The 20811-nt window shown below is 70.9% G+C and carries 19 protein-coding genes; 7 read left to right on the top strand and 12 right to left on the bottom strand.

Annotation, left to right across the window (positions count from 1 at the left end):
- Positions 1-48: 48 nt before the first annotated feature.
- Complete coding sequence (locus ACYQZ5_RS07245) at positions 49-1356, bottom strand: S8 family serine peptidase (RefSeq protein ID WP_459845643.1); 1308 nt, start codon at positions 1354-1356, stop codon at positions 49-51.
- Positions 1357-1543: 187 nt separating this feature from the next.
- Here ACYQZ5_RS07245 and ACYQZ5_RS07240 point away from each other — a divergent pair, with 187 nt between their 5' ends.
- Positions 1544-2854 (top strand): BGTF surface domain-containing protein, encoded by a 1311-nt coding sequence (locus tag ACYQZ5_RS07240; RefSeq protein ID WP_459845641.1) that lies wholly within the window; start codon positions 1544-1546, stop codon positions 2852-2854.
- Here ACYQZ5_RS07240 and ACYQZ5_RS07235 read toward each other — a convergent pair.
- On the bottom strand, positions 2851-4617 hold the full coding sequence (locus ACYQZ5_RS07235) for a P-loop NTPase family protein (protein WP_459845639.1): 1767 nt from the start codon (positions 4615-4617) through the stop codon (positions 2851-2853). The two genes, ACYQZ5_RS07240 and ACYQZ5_RS07235, sit on opposite strands and share 4 nt — an antisense overlap.
- A gap of 34 nt (positions 4618-4651) precedes the next feature.
- Entirely contained in the window at positions 4652-6229 is a 1578-nt protein-coding gene (locus ACYQZ5_RS07230; RefSeq protein WP_379818488.1) for a thiamine pyrophosphate-binding protein, read from the bottom strand.
- 91 nt (positions 6230-6320) lie between these two features.
- On the opposite strand from ACYQZ5_RS07230, the gene ACYQZ5_RS07225 reads away from it, so the two are divergent.
- A complete protein-coding gene (locus ACYQZ5_RS07225; RefSeq protein ID WP_379732053.1) occupies positions 6321-6701 on the top strand; it encodes a DUF7522 family protein in 381 nt (126 codons plus the stop codon).
- 24 nt (positions 6702-6725) lie between these two features.
- Here the strand turns inward: ACYQZ5_RS07225 and ACYQZ5_RS07220 are convergent, their stop codons facing one another.
- The 5 genes from ACYQZ5_RS07220 to mce form a co-directional block, all read right to left on the bottom strand.
- A complete protein-coding gene (locus ACYQZ5_RS07220) occupies positions 6726-7877 on the bottom strand; it encodes an acyl-CoA dehydrogenase family protein (RefSeq protein WP_379732052.1) in 1152 nt (383 codons plus the stop codon).
- A gap of 68 nt (positions 7878-7945) precedes the next feature.
- On the bottom strand, positions 7946-10024 hold the full coding sequence (locus tag ACYQZ5_RS07215; RefSeq protein ID WP_459845635.1) for a class I adenylate-forming enzyme family protein: 2079 nt from the start codon (positions 10022-10024) through the stop codon (positions 7946-7948).
- 64 nt (positions 10025-10088) lie between these two features.
- Entirely contained in the window at positions 10089-10691 is a 603-nt protein-coding gene (locus ACYQZ5_RS07210) for a DUF6517 family protein (protein ID WP_379731087.1), read from the bottom strand.
- Positions 10692-10778: 87 nt separating this feature from the next.
- Positions 10779-12941, bottom strand: a complete 2163-nt coding sequence (locus ACYQZ5_RS07205) for a DUF4350 domain-containing protein (protein WP_379731088.1) — start codon at positions 12939-12941, stop codon at positions 10779-10781.
- 99 nt (positions 12942-13040) lie between these two features.
- Entirely contained in the window at positions 13041-13433 is a 393-nt protein-coding gene (gene mce, locus ACYQZ5_RS07200; protein WP_379818357.1) for a methylmalonyl-CoA epimerase, read from the bottom strand.
- Positions 13434-13536: 103 nt separating this feature from the next.
- Here mce and ACYQZ5_RS07195 point away from each other — a divergent pair, with 103 nt between their 5' ends.
- On the top strand, positions 13537-13851 hold the full coding sequence (locus ACYQZ5_RS07195; protein WP_379731090.1) for a YbjQ family protein: 315 nt from the start codon (positions 13537-13539) through the stop codon (positions 13849-13851).
- A 200-nt stretch (positions 13852-14051) separates the two neighbouring features.
- Here ACYQZ5_RS07195 and ACYQZ5_RS07190 read toward each other — a convergent pair whose 3' ends face one another.
- Positions 14052-15737 carry an acyl-CoA mutase large subunit family protein gene (locus ACYQZ5_RS07190; protein ID WP_379731091.1) on the bottom strand — a complete coding sequence of 562 codons (1686 nt, stop codon included), beginning with the start codon at positions 15735-15737 and terminating at the stop codon, positions 14052-14054.
- A 116-nt stretch (positions 15738-15853) separates the two neighbouring features.
- On the opposite strand from ACYQZ5_RS07190, the gene ACYQZ5_RS07185 reads away from it, so the two are divergent.
- Both ACYQZ5_RS07185 and ACYQZ5_RS07180 read left to right on the top strand, forming a co-directional pair.
- A complete protein-coding gene (locus ACYQZ5_RS07185; protein ID WP_379731092.1) occupies positions 15854-16309 on the top strand; it encodes a transporter in 456 nt (151 codons plus the stop codon).
- 86 nt (positions 16310-16395) lie between these two features.
- On the top strand, positions 16396-17058 hold the full coding sequence (locus tag ACYQZ5_RS07180) for an O-methyltransferase (RefSeq protein WP_379731094.1): 663 nt from the start codon (positions 16396-16398) through the stop codon (positions 17056-17058).
- Here ACYQZ5_RS07180 and ACYQZ5_RS07175 read toward each other — a convergent pair.
- On the bottom strand, positions 17055-17846 hold the full coding sequence (locus ACYQZ5_RS07175) for a creatininase family protein (RefSeq protein WP_379731095.1): 792 nt from the start codon (positions 17844-17846) through the stop codon (positions 17055-17057). The genes ACYQZ5_RS07180 and ACYQZ5_RS07175 overlap by 4 nt on opposite strands.
- A 111-nt stretch (positions 17847-17957) precedes the next feature.
- Between ACYQZ5_RS07175 and ACYQZ5_RS07170 the strand changes: the two genes are divergently transcribed.
- Both ACYQZ5_RS07170 and ACYQZ5_RS07165 read left to right on the top strand, forming a co-directional pair.
- Positions 17958-18344, top strand: a complete 387-nt coding sequence (locus tag ACYQZ5_RS07170) for a nascent polypeptide-associated complex protein (RefSeq protein WP_379731096.1) — start codon at positions 17958-17960, stop codon at positions 18342-18344.
- A gap of 4 nt (positions 18345-18348) precedes the next feature.
- Complete coding sequence (locus tag ACYQZ5_RS07165; RefSeq protein WP_459845630.1) at positions 18349-19080, top strand: methyltransferase domain-containing protein; 732 nt, start codon at positions 18349-18351, stop codon at positions 19078-19080.
- Positions 19081-19127: 47 nt separating this feature from the next.
- On the opposite strand, the gene ACYQZ5_RS07160 is transcribed toward ACYQZ5_RS07165, so the two are convergent.
- Together ACYQZ5_RS07160 and ACYQZ5_RS07155 are read right to left on the bottom strand one after the other, a co-directional pair.
- Positions 19128-19451 (bottom strand): transcription factor S, encoded by a 324-nt coding sequence (locus ACYQZ5_RS07160; RefSeq protein WP_379733101.1) that lies wholly within the window; start codon positions 19449-19451, stop codon positions 19128-19130.
- Between the two features lie 61 nt (positions 19452-19512).
- Entirely contained in the window at positions 19513-20772 is a 1260-nt protein-coding gene (locus ACYQZ5_RS07155; RefSeq protein WP_459845628.1) for an MFS transporter, read from the bottom strand.
- Between the last annotated feature and the right edge of the window lie 39 nt (positions 20773-20811).

Here is a 20811-nt window from a genome sequence, read left to right as displayed (position 1 = left end):
ACTGTGGGCAGCGGCCACATCAATCCCGGTGTGGCTCAAAACGTCGTTTTAGTCGGATCGGCGCGCGCGGCGGACCGCCGCCAGCGGATCGACGACGCCGTGGCCGGTGGCGAACGTGGGGCGGGTCTGGTCGTCGGCCGAGGTCGCTGTCGCCCGCAGGAACGCGCCGACGGGTTCCGCCCCCTCAGCCTCGTCTCCCCGGGCGTCGGCGACCAGCGCCGCCACGCCGGCGACCTGTGCGGCCGCGCCGGAGGTCCCGGGGTCCTCGGCCGTCGGCCAGGAGCGCGGCTCGGCGACGAGATCGACGCCGAGGCCGCCGTCCGGCGCCGGCCCGCGTCCGCTGTAGGCCGCGGCGCCGTCGGCACCGAGCGCGCCGACGCCGACGACCCCGGGGGCGCTGGCGGGCGCGGCGACGCTCCCGGCCGGCCGCGCGGGCGAGAGTCGGTGGCTCGGCGTCGTCACCGTCACGGGCGCCGTCGACAGCTCCTCGGGGACCGACGACCGCTCCGGCAGCCTGACCTCCAGTGCGTACCGACCGGGTTCGAGTTCGGCCGTCAGCCGCTCCAGCCCCGGCCGCTCGGCGCTCGAGAGCGCGATCAACTGCCGGCCGTCGCCGGTCTGGGTTCGGCGGACGAGCGCGAGGGAAAGCTCCGGCGGCTCCGCGGTTCGACAGCCCAGCCACGCGGTGAGACTCCCCACCGGCGGCTCGTCGCCGTCGCGTGACTCCACCTCCAGCAGCGCCGAGGACTCGCCCGTCGACGCGATCGATCCGAGCGGCCCCTGCCAGTGCCCGCGCGCCGCGTTGCCCGTGGGCGCGACGAGCGTGATTCCCGCCTCGACTGCCGCCGCCGCGGCGCGGTTCACCGCGCCGCCGCCGACGGCGGCCGGGCCGTGGGCCGCGACGGGCGCGAGCGCCACGTCCACGCTCATCTCCTCGAACCACTCGAGCGCACGTCCGAACCCCGACGCGCGCTCGAACCCTGCGAGCAACAGGTCGGCGTCGGGCGCGGCGCGGGCGACCGTCGCCGCCACCGCGGTGCCGTGGCTCCCGCCGTCGACGACCACGGGGGAGCCGTCGAACGCCCGCAGCCCGGTCACGGAGTCCACCAGCGCGGGGTGTCCGGGGTCGAACCCGGTCGGATCGAGCACGCCGACGCGGACGCCCTCCCCGGTGACGCCGATGCCGTGGATCCCTTCGACGGGGTTCGACTCGTCGGCGAGTACCCCCTCGGACCGGGCGGACCGGCCCGGGAGTCCCACCGCCGCGAGCGCCGCGGCGACGGCGCCGCCACCGAGCGTGATCGCCCGACGGCGGCTGAGTCGTCGGCCGGAGTCCTCGGTCCAACGGGACGCCATCGCCGGGCGAACGATCCCCGGAGCTATCAACCCTCCGAACGGTGCCAGTAGCGTAAAATCGCGTCGAAGCTATCGGCCGTTTTTCGGTAACCCGGTCCCACGATTCGCGTATGCCCTCCACGGCACAGCCACGGACCACACTCGAACCGGACACACCGACTACCCGCCAGCGGCGGAGGTGGGACCGATGAACGGACGGTACCGTGCGCTCGCCCTCGCGGGTCTCGTGGCGCTCTCGGTGCTGCTACCGACGCTCGTCGCGCCAGCCGGCGCCGACACACAAGCCGGCGTCGGCATCGACTACGAGGGCGAGTCGGTCACGGTAGCCAACGGGAGCGCGCAGACGATCTCCGGTACGGCCGACCTCCCCGAGGGCGAGTCCGTCGAAATTCGCATCCGTGCGACCGGCGACACTCAGCCGAAGTTCTTCAAGACCGAGTCGGCGACCGTCGACGGCAACGGGACGTGGAGCGCCACGTTCGACTTCTCGGAGCAGACCGCCGGCGGGACGTTCAACGTGACCGTCGAGGCGGGCGACGCGACGGCCAACGCGACCGGCGAGATTGTCGCCTGTGACGGCGGCTGTGTCGAACCGACGCCCGAACCCGACGACGGCGTCGCCATCGACTACGAGGGCGACGCGGTGACAGTCGCCAACGGCAGCACGCAGGTCGTCTCCGGCACGGCCGCGGAGCCGACGGGGACCGAGATCGTCGTCTCCCTCCGGTCGACCGGCGACACCCGGCCCAACTTCTTCCGCACCTCGACGGCGGTCGTGACCGAGGACGGCACGTGGGCCACCGCGTTCAACTTCTCGTTCCTCGACGCGGGGGCGACGTTCAGCGTCGAGGCCAGCACCGAGGACGGGACGAACTCCGCCACCGCCGAGGCCGAAGTGGTCCGGTGTGGCGGCGACTGTGCGGACACGCCGCCGAGCGACACGCCGACGCCAATCCCCGAACAGACGACGACGGCGACCCCCGGCTCGAACGGCTCCGACGAGGGCGCGGCCGTCGAACTGACCGAGTCGGTGGTCGACACCGTCCGCGGTGACGTGGCCACGATCGATATCCGGTTCGACGGCGCCGATACTGCGACGCTCACCGTCGGTAGCGAGGCCGCGGGCTACGTGCTCGATCTGCAGGTCCGCGACGCCGACGGCGACGGGGAGGCGACCGTCTACTTCGACACCGAACTCGCCGGTCGCGAGGGCGAGACGGTCAGCGTCTCCAGCGGCGACGAGCTCAGCGTCCGCTCGGAGGACAGCCTCCCGGCCGCACTCGACGCCGGCGAGTACGACCTCCAAGTCGCGGCTGCCGGAGCGGACGGCAACAGCGACGTCGGGACGCTGTTCGTCTCCGAGGCCGACCCGAGGGCCACCGACTCGACGACGCCGACCGACGCGCCCGCCGGCAACGACGACGTGACCGGCCTGCTCGTCAGCGGCGGGATCGTCCTCGGCGGCGGCGGGCTCGCGCTGGTGCTGCTCCGGCGCTAATCCTGCCACTCCGCGTCCGACAGCGTCCGCTGGACCGCCTCTTCTCCGACCGCGGCCGCGAGCGAGCGGAACGCCGCGCGCTCGTCGCGGTCGCCCGCGTTCGCGACCAGCCGCGAGACGATGAACTCCGGCGTCGAGCGCCCGACGGTGCCGAACCGGGGCTGGTAGTCGACGCGCAGGCCGAGGTCGTCGGTCAGCCCCTCGGCGAAGATGCCGTCGATCCGAGCGGTCTCCGGCAGCGGCGAGAGGTCCTCCGCGAGGTGGGTGACGAACACGCCCAGCGCGCCGCGGTCGACGGTCAGATCCACCAGCCCGTTCAGCAGGTCCGCCGCCCGGCCGGGCTCGGTGATCGCCTCGAACTCGTCGACCAGCATCAGCGCCCGGCCCTCGCCCGTCAGCGGCGGCACGACCGAGCGCAGCGTCGACTCCAGCACGCCCGCGTTGAACGAGGCGTGCCGACGGTGGAACACGACCGTGTCGAACCTGCCGACCTCCGCGCGCTCGGCGGGGACGGGCAGCCCCATCGCCGCCAGCAGCGCGACGCCACAGAGCGTCTCCAGCAGCGTCGTCTTCCCGCCGGAGTTCGCGCCCGTCAGGACCGCCACGCGGTCGCCCGAGGGCGGGTCCGCCTCGCCTCCCGACACAGAGTGCGTCCCGACGCCGTAGGTGACCGGCTGGACCTCTCCCTCGACGAAGAGGTTCCGGGCGTTCCGGACCGCGAGGCCGTCCTCGACCAGCACGGGCCGCGTCAGGTCGTGTCTCGCGGCGAAGCGGGCGATCGAGAGGTCGAAGGCGAGTTCGCCGACCGCGTCCACCGCGGCCTCGATCCCCCCGCCGGCGTCGTCCAGCGTCTCCCGGAGGTCGGTCGCCACGGCCGCCTCGCGGTCGGCGACCTGCCCCTCCAGATCGGCGACCAGGGCGCGCAGCGTCGCCGAGACGAAGTCGGTCTCGTCGCGGGCCTCGTCGGGTGCGACCGACCGGACCTCGCTCGCGGTCACGCCGGTCTCCTCGGCGACGTAGGAGATCACCGCGCGCTGGAACTCCTCCAGCGACCGGACGCCCTGCCCGCGGACGGTCTCCAGCACGTCGAGCGCGGCGTCGTCCAGCCGCCTCGCGGCGGCGAGTTGGGTCCGGAGCGTGTCGAGCCGGTCGTCGGCGCCCTCCCCGACCGACAGCGGCTCGTCACCGTCGCCGAACTCGCCCTCGACGGCCGCCAGCGCGTCGACGGCGGCCTCGAGCGCGTCGGCGTCGAGTTCGGCCAGCCGCTCGAACGGGCCGCCCTCGCTCGTGCCCACGCGCCGGAGTTCGAGCGCGGCCTCGACGGCCGCGCGGCGGCCGCCGCCGGCCTCGTCGTAGCTGTCGAACGCGTCGATCACGCGCTCTTGGTCCTCCTCCTCGAGTCCGGACCACACCTCGCGTGCTCGGTCGATGCGGTCCAGCCGTTCGTCGGCGGCCTCGTGGCTCGCAAGTGGCGTGAGCACGCGGATTCGGTCGGCCGCGCCGTCAGTCAGTGCCTCGCCCGCGGCCAGTTCGAGCAGGTCACCGTACACGTCGCGGGCGTCACCGGTGCCCAGCGTGTCCAGCCCGGCCGCGCCCGTGGCCCGGCGGAGGATGCGCGTCGCCCGGCCGCGCGGGAGCCCGGCGTCGACGAGCGTGCTCACGTCCGCGGACTCGATCGCGCGCACCGCACGCTCGACCCCCAACTCGGCTTCGAGCAGGTCGGCCGTCTTCGGGCCGACGCCCCAGTACTCCTGCAGTCGCATAGGTGCTCATGCGGCCGGGGGTCCTTCAGCGTTGTCAGAACTCGACGGGGACCTCGATCAGCGTCGGCCGGTCGCGGTCGAACGCCGCGGTGAGCGCGTCGGGCAGTTCGTCGGCGGCGTCCTCGAACTCGATCCGCCGTGCGGCGGCGCCGAAGCTCTCGGCCATCTCGACGAAGTCGGGGTTCTCGATGTCGGTCGCCATCGTCCGGCCGTAGTCCCGGCGCTGGACGTCCTCGAGGATGTCGTAGGAGTCGTCGTTGCAGAGGACGATCGGCACGCCGAGGTCGTACTGCACCGCGGTCGCGAGGTCGCCGATCGTGAACAGCGACCCGCCGTCGCCGACCAGCGACACTACCTGCCGGTCCGTGCCGATCGCGGCGCCGAACGCCGCGGGCGCGCTGAACCCCAGCGTCCCGAACCCCCGCGGGAACAGGAACGATCTGGGCGCGCCTGTCGGGAACCGCGTCCGCGCGGCGTAGCTCACCTTCGTCATGTCGTTGACGACCACCGCGTCGTCGTCGAGCGCCTCCCGGAGCACGGCGAGCAGATGCAGGCGGTCGTCCTCGACACCGATCGAGAGCGGCTCCGGCCCCGCGTCGGCGGCCTCGGCCGGGCCGTCGAAGGAGAGGCGGCGCTCACTCACTCGCTCGGTGAGCGCGTCGAGCGTCGCTCCCGCGTCGCCGACGATCCCCATCGCCGTCTCGTGGTTGTTCCCGATATCCGTCGGGTCGATGTCGACGTGGATCAGCTCGTCGGGGAGGGGGGTGTCGCCCGTGTCCTGTGCGCTCAACTCCGTCCCGACAGCGAGCACGAGGTCCCGGCTCGCGACGAACTCGGCCGCCGGCTCGTGGCCCAGCGCCGTCGCGACACAGCAGTCGTGATCCGCGGGGACGACGCCTTTCCCGGCGGCGGTCGTGATTACGGGCATCTCGGTCTCGTCGACGAACGCCCGCATCGAGTCGGCGGCGTCGACGGTGCCGCCGCCGACGACGAGCAGGGGACGCTCCGCGTCGGCGAGCATCTCGGTCGCGGTTTCGACGCGCTCCGTGTCCGGGCCGGGCGGCGTGGCGGGCGTCCGGTCGACCAGTTCCACCGGCTCCGCGCGTTCGAGCACGTCCGTCGGGATCTGGACGTGGACGGGCCGGGGTCGGTGGCGGTCGAGGTAGTCGAACGCGTCGGCGATCGCTTCCGGCACGTCTGCGACGCGGTCGACGTGGTAGCTCTCGGCGGCGATCGACTCCATCACGCCCTGCTGGTCCTTGAGCTCGTGGAGGTGGCCTTTCCCGCGGTCGGCCTCGTTGGTCGCGTTCGTCGTGGAGATCACCAGCATCGGCGAGGAGTCGGAGTACGCCTGCCCGACCGCGGTCGCGACGTTGGTGAGGCCGGGACCGGTGATGACGAAGCAGACGCCGACGCGGCCGGTCGCCCGCGCGTAGCCGTCGGCGCCGAACCCCGCACCCTGCTCGTGGCGGGTGGTGACGTGGTCGATCCCGCTGTCGAGCAGCGCGTCGTAGATCTCGAGCGTGTGGACGCCCGGGATGCCGAACGCCACGTCGACCCCCTCGCGCTCGAGCTGTGCGACGACCGCCTCGCCGCCGGTGAGCGTGTCCATGGCCCTACCGGACGTGGGAATCACCGTAGTTCTTTCTCCGGGCGGCGGCGGGGATACGGAGCTTTTTGCCCCTACAGAAAGAGTCGCCGCTATGGGTGAGATCGACGCCGGGACGATCCACGCCGCCCTCGCGGACCGGCTGGGGACCGCACTCCGTGGGGTCATCAGGTACGACAGCGGGGAGTTCGATCACTCCCTCCGGGAGGACGTGGCGGCGCAGTACAGCGACGACGAGATCAGGGCGGTCGTCGACAACAGCATCGTCCACCAGCTCGACGCGCCGGCCGTCGAGTCGTCGTTCCGGCTTGGGAGTCTGGAGGCGGTCGTCCGGACGTTCGAACGCTCGTGGGTGGTCCGGGTCAGCGATGGCCCGAAGCGGGGCTGTCTGTTCTCCGTCGAGCGCGACCGCTCGGTGTCGATGGCGGCCGTGCAAGACGGGATCGAGATCGTGCAGGACGAACTCGGCGTGTGAAAACGGACGGGGAAGGAGCGACGCCTACCGCGGCGTCTGGCGGTATATCAGGTTCCGCTGGATCTCGTTGGCCCCCTCGTAGATCACGGGGATGCGGGCGTCGCGGTACGCGCGGGCGATCCGGCGGTCGGTGAAGATCGAGCGGCCGCCGTGGAGCTGCATCCCGCGCTCGGCCACGTCGACGGCGACCTCGGTGGACTTCGTCTTGGCCATCGCCGCCCAGTAGCCGGGGTTGTCGTGGTTCTTGACCTTCTCGGCGGCCTGCCAGTTCAGCGCGCGGGCCGCGCGGAACTCCGTCTGCATGTCCGCGAGGATGTGCTGGACCGACTGAAACTCGTTGATGTTGCGGCCGAACCCCTCGCGCTCGTGAACGAACGCCTCGGCCTCCTCGATCGCGGCGGCGGCGATCCCCAGCCCGTGGCCGCCGACGACGACGCGGCCGTGGTTGAAGAAGTCCGCCAGCGCGTAGAAGCCGCCGCCCTCGCTGCCGACGAGGTTCTCCTCGGGGATCCGGCAGTCGTCGAACACGATATGGCCCTGCTTGGAGGCGCGCATCCCCATCTTCTCGGGGATGTGCTCGGCCTCGTAGCCGTCGGTGTCGGTCTCGACGATGAACAGCGAGTAGTTGCCGTAGCGGTCGTCGCGGTCGCCGGTCTTGGCGTAGACGGTGAGCCAGTCGCCCTCGACGGCGTTGCCGACCCAGTACTTCTCGCCGTTGAGCACCCACTCGTCGCCGTCTTTCTCCGCGGTAGTGCTCATCCCCGCGAGGTCGGAGCCGGTCTCCGGCTCTGACACCGCGAGCCCGGAGATCTGGTCGTTCTGTGCGACCGGTCGGAGGTACTTCTCGTGTTGCTCCTCGCTGCCGTACTGTTCGACCAGCTCACAGCCGAAGGAGGCGAGCATCAGCGTCAGCCCGATCCCGGCGTCGGCGCGGTAGAACTCCTCGGCGATCGCGAGGATCTGCTGGATGTCGAACCCCCGGCCGCCGAGTTCCTCGGGCAGGTCGGCGGCGACGAGGCCGGCGTCCATCCCGGCCTCCAGCACGTCCCACGGGTACTCGCCGGCGTCGAACTTCTCGGCGGCGACGGGCATGATCTCGTCCTCCGCGAACGCTCTGGCCTCGGCTTTCGCCTCGCGTGCGTGCTCGGGGACGATCCCCTCGTCGAGCAGATCCATACCCCACGATGGGCGCGAGCGGGCAAAAAGCCACCCAGAACTGCCCCCCCGTGGTCCGCCGTTTCCGGCTACGTGCCGTCCGAGGCTGGGTCCTCGGCGTCTTCGTTCGCGGCGTCACCGTCCGGGGCGTCCCCTCCGTCGGCGTCCCAGTCATCGACCTCCCCACCTTCGTCGTCGCGTCCGTCCTCCTCCGGTTCGCGGTTCACGGTGTCGGCGTCGACTGTCACTCCCTCGTCGTCCGTTTCGATCTCGTCGTCGGAGCCTGACGGCTCTCCGACTGCACCGCCGGTGAGTCGATCGCTCGCTGCGTCGACGGTGTCGTGCGGCGAGGAGAGCGCGGCGCCGCCCAGTCGCGTCTCCTCCGCGGCGTCGGTCACGTCGAGCGCGCCGTCACCCTCCCGATCGTCGCCGAGCGGCGGGCGAGCCGAGCCGGCGTCCTCGGTCACGCTCTCCCCGGCGGCGGCCGGCTCCCGATCCAGCGCCGGCTCCGTGTCGGCGGCCCGGTCGGAGTCGTCCGTCTCCCCGTCCGACGGCTCCTCGCTCTCGGGGAGTTCGGTCGGTTCGTCCTCGGACGCCTCGCGAGCGACCGCGCGGACGCTCTCGGCGTCGCTTGCGGCACGGGCACTCGGCTGGTCGCGGCCGATCGAGACCGTGTCGTCCTCGCGCAGTCGCTCCCGGACGGCGTCGCGTTCGACGGTGCCGGAGACGGTCCGGGGGAGTTCCTCGGCGGTCCCGATCGTCCGCGGGAGCTTGAAGCCCGCGAGGCGCTCGCGCAGGTGGGCCTCGAGGTCGTCGACGTCAACGCCGTCCTCGGTCGGGACGAGCAGCGCGGCGACCTGCTCGCCCCACTCCTCGTCGTCCAGCCCCACGACGGCGGCGTCCTCGATGCCGGGGTGGGTCCGGATCGCCTCGACGACCTCGCCGGGGTCGACGTTCTCCCCGCCAGTGAGGATGCGGTCGTCCAGCCTGTTCAGCACGTACAGCCGCCCCTCCTCGTCGCGATACCCCACGTCCCCGGTGTGGAGACCGTGGGCGCCGATGGCCTCGCCCGTCGCCGCGGGGTCGCCGTAGTACCCCGGCGTCACGGTCGGCCCGCGGACCACCAGTTCGCCCGACTCGCCGGGCTCGACCGGGCTGCCAGCGGAGTCGACGACGGTCACGTCGGTCCAGAGCAGCGGCCGACCGACGGTGTCGGGGTGGTCGTACGCCTCCTCGTGGCGCGCGGTCGCGACCTGCGAGGCCGTCTCGGTCATCCCGTACGTCGGACAGATCGGCACCGAGTAGTCCCGGCAGCGCTCGATCAGCTCCTCGGGGCAGGGCGCGCCGCCGACGAGCACGAACCGCAGGCTGTCCGGCAGCGTGCCGCGCGACTCCAGCATTCGGCGCAGCATCGTCGGCACCAGCGAGATGCAGGTGGCGTCGTACTCGCGCAGGTCGTCGACGGTGCCGCCCGGGTCGAACGACTCGCGGACGATCACCGTCGTCCCGTACAGCGTCGAGCGGAGGACGGGGGCGATCCCGCCCATGTGGTGGAGCGAGAGCGGCACCAGCCAGCGGTCCGCCGGGTCGATCCCCAGCCGGAACGCGCTGGCGGTGGCGCTCGCGAGCAGGTTCCCCATCGTCAACGTCACTGCCTTGGCGTCGCCGGTGGTTCCCGACGTGAACAGCAGTAGCTGGGTGTCCCCTCGCTCCCACGTCGCCGGGGTGAACGACCCGGGCTCGGCGTCCGAGAGCGGCGTCGCGTCGCTCCAGTCGGCCTCGTCGATCGTGAACACGGGGAGCCACGGCTCGGCACCCTCGACGGCCCCGCGGACCTGCGACTCCGTATCGGCGTCGCAGACGACCGCGTCCACGTCGGCGCGGTCGAAGCGGTCGGCCAGCTCCGGCGGCGTGAACTCCGGCGGCAGCGGCACCAGCACCGCGCCGAGCCGCATCGCGGCGTGGATCAGGCAGACCTCCTCGACGCCGGTCTCCATGACCGCCGCGAGGTGGTCGCCCTCGGCGACCCCCAGCGCGGAGAGCCGCCCCGCCATCTCGTCGACCGTCTCGTCCAGCGTCGCGTACGTCCACGCGTTGCCCGAACTCGCGTTGACGAGGGCCTCCCGGTCGGGCGTGCTCCGCGCCCGCTGGGCCAGCCAGTCGTGCATGGTCACCGAAGGGGACTGCTGGTACTTCCGTCTTGGCACATCGCGCCGGCCGGCGGTTGGCGGCTCATCCGTGATCGAGTTCGGCGAACAGTGCGTCGACGGAGTCCCGGCTCTCGGGAGCCTCCGTCGAGTAGAGCCCGACCGCGAACACCGTATCGCCGCCCATCGTCGTCCGCGCGACGACGAGCCGGGGGGCCTCCCCCTCGACGGCGTACTCGCCGGCGGTCACGTTCTCACCCCCGAGATCGACGGTCGTCTCGCCCGCCCACGTCACCGGGGGCGTCTCCATCGGCAGGTACGGTAGCACGCGGTTCACGGCCTGTTTCAGCGGCGCGTACGTCACCGGGTTCAGCGACACGCCCCCGACCGTCCACCCCGGGAGGCTGACGGTCACCACCGCCGCACCCGTCTCCTCGTTCGTCGTCGTCATCGTGTACGCCGAGAGGTCGACCGCCTTCTCGACGCCGGCGACCTGCAGGCGTTCCTGGAACTGGACGGTCTCGACGCGCGGCTCCGCGAACCCGTGCTCGGCGGCGGTCGCGGTGTCGACGGTGAGCGGCGCGGCGGCTTCTCCTTGTAGCGGGCCGCCGGCCACGAGCCAGCCGCCGCCGACGGCGGCGAACAGCAGCGTTCCGACGACGGCGAGGCCAACGAGCTTTCGAAGCACACACCGGGGTTACGAACCGGCCGCCTTAACAGTTCGTTCGCGTGACACGCGACGGCGCCGGCAAAAAAGTCAGGTCGACGCGATCGGTCAGTCGGCGTGGCCCTTCCCCTTGCCGTTACCCTTGCCGCTGCCGGGGTCCTTGCCGCTCTTGCCCGGTACGCCGGGGCCGCCGCGGGGACCCTTGTAGTTCGCGTCGGCGTCGTAGCCACCGAACAGGCGGTACCAGTCGTCGAAGTTCGCCGTCGTCGGGAGGCTCGCACGGTCGGCGAGGTTCGACGACTCGTCGATCACACGCCCGCTGCCGAGTCGGAGGTCCGTCGCCAGCCCCTCGGCGACGGCGTCGAGGTTCTCGCGGTGCTCGGGGGGCACGTCGCCGCCCAGCAGGACGACGCCGCCGCCGTTGGCGACGAACTCACGCAGCGCGGTGATCTCCTCCTCGGCGAACGACTCGGCGGGCGCGGAGATCAGGATCGCGCGGCCGCGCTCCAGCAGGTCGCCGGTGAGGTCGTTCACCTGCTCGAAGCCGAGGTCGACGCCTTCGAGGTAGCGCAGGTAGGGGGCGGCGTCCTCCGCCCCGATCGAGCCGTCGGCGCCGAACTGGCCGTGGCCGCCGTCGATCAGCACGTCGCCCTCGCGGTCGGAGAGCCGGTCGAGCAGGCTGGTGAGGAACGCGTAGTTGCCGTACCCGCTCACGTCGTCCGGGAACTCCGAGTCCTCGAACTGCTCGTCGACGAGCGTCGACCCCGCCATCGCGACGCGGGCGTGCTGGTCGATCCCCACGAGCGGCACGTCGCCGTCGTACGTCAGGTCGGCGTCCTGCTGGGTCGCGGTCGGCGACGCCGCCACGGGCACGCGCTTGGCGTCGATCTGGCCGTCGGTCGTCCGGACGCTGGCGGCGTACGGCGCGTAAATCTCCGTCACCTCGCCGTTCCGGATCGTCTCGGAGGCGTCGGGGTCGCTCTCGGCCCAGAGGCGCAGCCCCTCGTCGCGGGCGGCGAACTCCTCCTCGAGGAAGCTGTCGTGCTGGCCGAAGCCGGAGTCGTAGACGCGGGCGTACCCCTCGCGGACCGCGGCACGGTTGTAGGGGTACTCGTAGGTGCCGTCGCCGTCGCGGTCCACGTCGATGTACGCGAGCAGCCGACCGAAGTCCCCACGCAGCGGCTCCTCGTCGTCGAAGCGGATCGAGACGGTCTCGTCGCCGAGCAGGTCGTCGGCGAACGCGGCGGCGTCGTCGCCCCGATCCTTGAGGTAGGACTCGTCTTCGAGTCCCTCCCACTCGTCGAGGTTCTCCTCAGTCTCGCCGGTCTCGGGGGTGTCGAGCCCGAGGATGCGGACCGTGTCGACCCAGCCGTTGGAGAACCGCACGTCGGCGGTGTCGCCGTCGGTGACCGAGATGACGTCCACCTCGTACTGCTCGCCCTTCTCCAGCTCCGGCGGGGCGATTCCCGGCCGGTCGGCGAAGTAGTCGAACGTCTCGGCGTCGAAGCGATCGGTCGTCGGGACGAACCCGATCCCGTCGTTGCTCCCCTCGTCGATGACCTGATCGTCGTTGAACCGGAAGCCGAGACCGATCGCGTCGGCGATCTCGTTGAGGTTGGCCGTCGCGTCGTAGTCGCCGTAGTCGGACTGGTCGAACAGCAGGAGCGCGCCGCCGCCGTCGACGAACGTCGCGAGCGCATCGAGTTCGTCGTCGGTGAACGCCGTCGCCGGCGAGGTGACGATCGCCGCGTCGGCGTCGGGCAGCGCACCCGCGAGATCCGTGGTCGCGCTGGTCTCGTAGCCGTTCGCCTCGGCGTAGTTGAGGAACTGCGAGAAGCTATCGCTGTCGTAGAACTGGCCGTGGCCGTCGTCGAACGCCACCGCCGACCCGTCGGCCTCGGCGTCGAGGACGTTCAGGACGAACTCCTCGTTGCCGAAGCCGAAGTCGGTGCCGTTCTGGACGATCGGCGCGCCGAAGCCGACGACGCCGTCGTCGCTCGTCACCAGCGGGATCGACGCGTCCTCCGGGTAGATGACCGCGTCGTCGTTCCCGTCCTCGTCGACGGTCGTCGCCGTCTCGGCCGCCCAGACCGCCACCAGCGAGTCGTCGGTCAACGGCTCCTTCTCCGCGTTCAGTTGGCTCGCGGTGGAGTCGAACACCAGCGAGTCGATCGTGCCCGTCGCCGCGAGCGCGCTCGTACTCGTGCTCACGCCGACGCTCCCGAGCAGTGCACCGGCCGCCGCCGTCTTCAGGAGTGCCCGTCGTTGCATGCGGGTCGACGTGCTGAACGGTCCTGCATAAATCGCTCGATAGCTCGTCGGATATATACACCACCGAGGATTATGTGAGGGTATATACCACGACCCGGCTCAGTGCTCCACGAACTCCACCAGCACCCCTGCGGTGTCCCGCGGGTGGAGGAACGCGATGTCGTGGCCCCACGCGCCCGGCCGCGGCTCGTCGTCGATGGTCTCGACGCCGAGGTCGCGGGCGTGATCGAGCGCCGCGGCCGCGTCGTCGGTCGCGAACGCGACGTGGTGGAGGCCCGGGCCGTCCTCGGCGACGTAGTCGGCGAGGGTGCTCGTGTCGTCGAGCGGTTCGATCACCTCGACGTAGCCGTTGCCCAGATCGAGGAAGACGAAGCGCATCCCGCGGTCCTCGTCGGTCTCCTCGTGGACGCGCTCGGCATCCAGTAGGTCGGCGAACAGCGCGGCAGTCTCGGCGGCGTCGTCGGTCGCGACGCCGGCGTGGTCGAACTCCATAGACGGGGGTGCGGTCGCGGCGGGCAAAAGCGTGGGTCTTCCGGGCAGCGCGCGTGGCGGGGCCGGCGACACGATTATGAGCCAGTCGGACACACGCCCGGCCATGCAGACCTCCACCACCGAGACGATCGCGGGCGAGGAGATCGCGGAGACGCTGGGCACCGTCCGGGGGAACACCGTCCGGGCGCGGAACGTCGGCCGGGACTTCACCCAGAGCCTGCGGAACCTGATCGGCGGCGAGATGAAGGCGTACACGGAACTGCTGTCGGACTCCCGCGAGCAGGCCGAGGAACGGATGCTGGAGAAAGCCGAGGAGATGGGCGCCGACGCCGTGGTGTGTATGCGCTTCGAGACCTCCGAGATCGCCGGCACCGGCGCGGAGATGCTGGCCTACGGGACAGCAGTCAAACTGGAGTAGCCCGCCTCGGAAACCGCCCGACTGGAGCTGGGTCGGTAAAACGCGTATCGTACCCTCCGTTACTGTCAAATATTCATCGCCCCTACGAGTGACCGTCAGCGGATCCCCGCTGACGAAGGCAGCCCCCGAACGAGGCGGGCGGTCGGCGTAGACCGATCGTCCGCCGCTCCCCACCCAACTCCCCCTTCTCCGAACGGCGCTCAGACCGAGACGCCCTGCTGGTACTCGCCGAACACGTCGCGGAACACGTTACAGACCTCGCCCACCGTCGCCTTCGCTTTCACGGCGTCGATGATGTACGGCATCACGTTCTCCTCGCCCTCGGCAGCCGCCGCGAGGTCGTCCAGTGCCGCCTCGACGGCGTCGTCGTCGCGCCGCTCGCGCAGGTCCTCCAACTGCTCGATCTGTCGCCGCTCGTCCTCCTCGTCGACCGACTCCAGATCCATCTCCGGCTCGGCGTCCTCGACCTCGAACTCGTTGACGCCGACGATGATGCGCTCGCCCTCCTCGATCTCCTCCTGCCGGTCGAAGGCGACCTCCTGGATCTGCCGCTGGACCCACTGCTCCTCGATCGCGCCGCGCATCCCGCCGCGCTCGTCGACCTCGTCCATGATCTCGAACGCCTCCTCCTCGATGTCGTCGGTGAGGCTCTCGACGTAGTAGCTGCCCGCCAGCGGGTCGATCGTGTCGGCGGCGCCGGACTCGTGGGCGAGGATCTGCTGGGTCCGGAGTGCGGTGCGGACTGACTCCTCCGTCGGCAGCGCGAGCGCCTCGTCCTTCCCGTTGGTGTGGAGGCTCTGCGTGCCGCCGAGGACCGCCGCGAGCGCCTGATAGGAGACGCGGACGACGTTGTTCTCGATCTGCTGGGCGGTCAGCGTCGAGCCGCCGGTCTGGGTGTGGAACTTCAGCTGCTTCGACTTGGGGTTCTCCGCGTCGAAGCGCTCCTCCATGATCTGGGCCCACATCCGCCGAGCCGCACGGAACTTCGCGGCCTCCTCGAAGATGTTGTTGTGGGCGTTGAAGAAGAAGCTGAGCTGGGGGGCGAACTCGTCGACGTCGAGGCCGGCGTCGATGGCCGCCTCGACGTACTCGATCCCGTTGCCGAGCGTGAACGCGACCTCCTGCGCCGCGGTGGAGCCGGCCTCGCGGATGTGGTAGCCCGAGATGGAGATGGTGTTGAACTTCGGCGTCTCCTCGGCGCAGAACTCGAAGATGTCCGTGATCAGCCGCATCGACGACTCCGGCGGGTAGATGTACGTGTTCCGCGCGGCGTACTCTTTCAGGATGTCGTTCTGGATCGTCCCGCGGAGTTCCTCGCGGTCGACGCCCTGCTCGTCGCCGACGGCGATGTACAGCGCGAGCAGCACGCTCGCGGGGGCGTTGATCGTCATCGACGTGGACACCTCGTCCAGCGGGATGCCGTCGAACACCGTCTTCATGTCCTCGATGGAGTCGATGGCGACCCCCGAGCGCCCGACCTCGCCTTGGGCCATGTCGGCGTCGGAGTCGTGGCCCATCTGCGTCGGCAGGTCGAACGCCATCGAGAGCCCGGTCTGGCCCTGATCGAGCAGATAGTGGAACCGCTCGTTGGTCTCGGAGGCGGTCCCCATCCCGGCGTACTGCCGCATCGTCCAGAGCCGGCCGCGGTGCATCGTCGAGTAGACCCCGCGGGTGTACGGCTCCTCGCCCGGGAAGCCGATCTCCGCCTCGTAGTCCTTGTCGGCGATGTCGTCGGGCGTGTACAGCGGCTTGACCTCCTGGCCGCCGGTGTCGGTGGTGAACTCCTCCTTGCGCTCGCCGAAGCGCTCGACGGTCGGGCCGTAGGTCTCCGCCTCCCAGGACTCCTTCCCCTCGCGGATCTCCGCGAGGTCCTCGTCGTCGAACATGCTCCGAACTGGGGACGGTTCGGACTTAAGGATGGGGAGACTGCGGCGGCCTCCGCGGCCGGTCTGAGGCTCCGGAGTCACCCGGCTTTATCGGCGACCGGGTACAGGGGACGCACATGGCAATCATCGACACCGCGTTCAGTATGCTGCACGTGCTGTTCGCCGGGATCTGGGCCGGAACGACCGTGTTCTACGCGTGGCGGATCCACCCGCTGCTCTCCGACGGCGACATCGGCGCCACCTCGGCGATGTCGATCACGACCGGGCTGCGCTGGCTGACCCGGATCGGTGCTGTCGTGTTCGTCGTCACCGGCGGCCACATGGCAGCGACGGGCTACCCCGACGGCGCGCTGTTCAGCACCAGCACGGGCCACGCAGTGCTCGGCATGCTCGCGCTCTGGCTGGTGGTCACCGGGCTGCTCGAAGCCTCCATCGGCCGGATTCAGGACTCCCTCGGCGACGGGAAGATCCAGACCGCCGGTCGCGAGAACCAGACGTTGATCCGGCTGGCGGCGACGTTCTCGGTCGTGCTGCTGCTGCTCGGCGGCTTCCTCGCCCGACCGCTGGTCTGATCGGGGCACCGCAGCCGGTTCGCGCCGACGCCGCAGCCGAGTTCGCCGGACCAAACGCTTACTTCTCAGCCGTCGAACCGACGCGCATGGATCTGGAGACCGTCGAACGATACATTCGTGCCACGGGCGCGAGCCACAGCGAAATCCAGTCGGAGATGGCCGACTACGCCGACGAGAACGGGTTCCCGATCATCGGTCCCGACGCGGGCGCAGTCCTGCGCATGCTCGCACGCCTGACCGACGCCGAGCGCGTGTTCGAGTTCGGCTCGGGCTACGGCTACAGCGCCTCGTGGTTCCTCGACGGCGGCGCCGACGAGGTGGTGCTCACGGAGATCGACGAGGACGAACTCGACATGGCCCGGACGTTCCTCGACCGCGCCGGCGACGCCGACCGCGCGCAGTTCGAGCACGGCGACGCGCTGGAGACCGTCGACGCCTACGACGGCCCGTTCGACGTGGTGCTGATCGACCACGACAAGCCGCGCTACGCGAAGGGGTTCGACAAGGCGCGGGAGAAAGTCCCCGAGGGCGGCGTGATCGTCGCGGACAACATGACCCGCGGGCCGATCGATCTCGACGCGCTGACGGCCTATTTCGCCGACGACGAACCGCTGCCGGAGGACGCCAGCGACGGCACCGAGGGGATCGCGAACTACGTCGAACACGTCCGCGCCGATCCGGCGTTCGAGTCGTTCGTCCTCCCGGTCGGCTCGGGGCTCTGTCTGAGTACGCGGGTCGCCGAGCGTTAGAGTTCCGTCGCGCTCCCGGCGTCGACGTGCTCGCGGGGCATCAGGTCGGAAAACCGTTGGTTGGCGAGCCACTCGGCCAACTGGATCAGTTCGTCGCATGCCGCCTCGAAGATCCGTTCACCTTTCTCTGCGCTGGCGTCGGTCGGATCGCCGAACGCGCCGTTCGCGGAGTTATCGATCGTGTCGTAGTGGACGCGGGCGCCGTGTCGGCTGTGACCGGCGCTCGCGAGGTCCTGCAGTCCGCCGTCGCGGGCGTTCTCGAACTCCCCTTCCTTCACCGTCTCCGGAGCGAGGTGGAGCAGCATCGAGGTCTCCTTCGGGCCGGCGTGGGGACCGTTGGTCTCGAACACCTCGTTCACGAGGTCGGGGATCGACTCGTCCCACATCCACGGCGTCGCGAACGCCGTCTCGTCGGCGCGCACGCGGCGGCCGACCTCCTGCAGGTGCTGTTCGTTCCCGCCGTGGGCGTTCACGAACACCACGCGGTCGATCCCGTGGTACGCGAGGTTCCGGGTGAGGTCCTCGACGTAGTCTCGGAACGACGAGGGCGAGACCCACATCGTGCCGTGGAACTGTCGGTGGTGGTCGCTGACGCCGACGTTGACGGTCGGCGTGCAGAGGAAGCCGGTCCTGTCGGCGGCCGCGCGGGCCAGCCCCTCCGCAATGACGTGATCGGTCGAGAGCGGGAGGTGGGGACCGTGCTGTTCGGTCGAACCCAGCGGGACGAACGCCACGGGGCCGGCCTCGGCCGTCGCGAGGTCGGGCCACGTCTGCTCGGCGAGGTACATACTCCTCCGAGGATCGGCGGGAACCTAAAGCCTGCTTCGGCGGAGTGCGACGCTATCGGGGATAGCGGGGGCTTCGCCACGCTTTTGACGCCGCCCCACCGACTCACGACCATGTTTGGAGGCGGCGGACTCAACCCGCGCAAGATGCAGCAGATGATGAAGCAGATGGGGATCGACGTCGAGGAGCTCGACGCCGAGGAAGTGATCATCCGGACGGGTGACGAGGAGCTCTACTTCGACGGGGCACAGGTCACCAAGATGGACGCGCAGGGGCAGGAGACCTACCAGATCGTCGGCGAGCCAAACGTCCGCGAGACGGGCGCCGGCGACGCCGAGGCGATCGAGAGCGGCGAGGAGGAGTCCACCGACGACGGCGGGATTCCCGACGCCGACGTGGAGATCGTCGCCCAGCGAGCGGGCGTCACGGAGTCCACCGCGCGTGAGGTTCTGGCGGAGAACGACGGCGACCTCGCCGCGGCCGTCGATCAGCTGGAGTAGTCCTGTGGGCGCCTTTCTGCTTGTTCACGGGGACCGCGAGTACGTACGCCGTCCCGGCGAGGAGCTCCAGACCGATCTCGGCGTGCTCGACGTGCCCGAGGACGTCGAACACGGCGACGAACTCGAAACCCACCTGGGCGAGCCGTTCACGGTCCGGGAGCTCCGCGGGCCGGACCTGTTCGAGCACTTCGAGCGTACCGGCGCGCCGATGATGCCCCGCGACGCGGGGCTGGTGATGGGCCACACCGGCGCCGGCGGCGGCGACCGCGTGCTCGACGCCGGCACCGGGACGGGCGTGCTCGCCGCCTACCTCGCCCGCGCCGGCGCCGACGTGACGACGTACGAGACCGACCCGGAGTTCGCCGAGGTCGCCCGCGAGAACATGGAACTTGGCGGCGTCGCCGACCGCGTCGACGTGCGGGCCGGCGACGTGACCGAGCACCTCGACGAACTGGTCGCGGAGGGACCGTTCGACGTGCTCACGCTCGACACTGGCGACTCGCCGGACGTGGTCGAGCGCGCGCCCGAACTCCTGACGGCCGGGGGGTTCGTCGCGGTGTACTCGCCGTTCGTGGAGTCGGTCCGCGAGACCGTCGAGGCGGCCCGCGGCGGCCTCACGGACATCCGGACGTTCGAGACGATCCAGCGCCGGATGGACGTGGGCGACCGCGGCACGCGGCCGTCGACGGCCGGCGTCGGGCACACCGGCTATCTCACTTTTGCTCGGAAGGAGTAGTTAGCGAGACGCGGCTCGCTGTTTCCGAAAACGGTTCTCGGTCGGCTTTAGTGGTCGTCCTCGCGCCACTTGTGGCCGCACTCCGTACAGGTGAAGAAGCGCGTCTCGGACTCGTCGGCCGCGCGGATCTGCTTCATCTCGTAGCTCGCGCGGTCGTGGCCGCACTCGGGGCAGCGGATCTCCGTCGTCGGCCCCAGCGCCTCCTCGTCGACGTCGGACATGTCGACGATGTCGCTCTCCTCCTGATCCTGCTGTGTGGTCATCCCGGACTCCTCGGCCTCGTTCCGGGCTTCGGTGGCGCCACAGCTGCCACACACCCACTCGTCGCCCTCGGCTTTCATCATCGAACCGCACTCGTCGCAGAACTTCATTGGCGGCACCGTAGCGGGTCACCCGGTTTAAGCGTCGGGGTTCGCCGTCGTTCCGGACCGGTCAGCCGAACGCCCCCGGCCGAACCGTCGTCGGCGCGCCGAAGCGGCGGAGCGAGGGGAGCGCTCCCCAGAGCAGCCCGGTCGCGGCGATGCCGACGCCGCCGCCGAGCAGCACCGCGGTCGCGCCCACCGCGTCGCCGACGACGCCGCCGAGTAGGAGTCCGAGCGGGCCGACGACGTTGCTCAGGCTGCTGACCGTCGCGGTCACCCGTCCGAGCCGGTCGTCCGGTACGCCGGTCTGCACCGTCGCCTGCACGCCGACGTTGTAGACGCCGATCGGGACGCGCGACGCCGCGAACAGCGCCGCGGTCACGGCGACGCCGCCCAGTTCGACACCGGCGATCCAGAGCCCGCCAGCGAGGGAGAGGCCGACCGCGTTTGTCACCCCCAGCGGGCGGTCCTCGACGACGGGCGCGAGCAGGGAGCCGACGATGACGCCGGCCGTCGTCGCGCCGAGCAGGAGGCCGTAGCCTGCCGCGCCCGAAATCGACGCGGCGTACGCGGGGAGCACCGCGAACGCCGCGCTCGTGAGGAAGTTCGCGAGCAGGCTCGCGAGCAGCATCACTCCCAGCACCGAGCCCGTGAGGACGGCGATCCCCTCCCGGAGTTCGCGGCGGTAGGTCGCGAGATCGAGCGGGTCCGACTCGTCGTCAGACCCCTCGGCGGCCGGGATCGACACGCCGAGGAACACCACGGCGGCGACGGCGTAGGTGGCGGCGTCGACGGCGTACAGCGCGACCGCGCCGACCGCGGCGACGAGCGCGCCGCCCAGCGCCTGCGCGCCGGCGTCGACCCCGCTCGTGACGACGGAGAACGCGCTGTTGGCGCGGACCAGCGACTCCCGGTCGACGATCCGGGGAAGCGCGGCGGTCTGGGCGGGCGCGGCGAACAGTTCGGTCAGCGCCATGAACGGGAGCACGCCGAGGACGACCCAGACCGAGAGTTCGCCGAGGACCGCCGCCAGCGGGACGAGCAGCGCCAGCGCCGCGCCGAGCAGTTCGGAGCCGACGAGCACCCGGCCCAGCCGCGAGCGGTCGACCAGCGGCCCGGCGAACAGCTTCAGCGCGTTCGGCGCCCGGAGCAGGAAGCCGGCGAGCCCGGTGTACGTCGTCGACCCAGTCAGTTCGAACACGAGCCACATCACGGCGACGGTGAACAGGCCGTCGCCGAGGAAGCTCGTCGCCCTGCCCGCCAGCAGCCGCCGGAACGAGCGGTTCGCCGGGATCGAGAACTGCCGCCGCAGCGCGTCGTGGAGGGACACGGCCGAGGTGTCGGCCACCGGGATAGTGAACGCTCGGAG

The organism is Halolamina salina, assembly GCF_054653455.1.
This window is presented reverse-complemented; position numbering and strand designations above follow the sequence as displayed.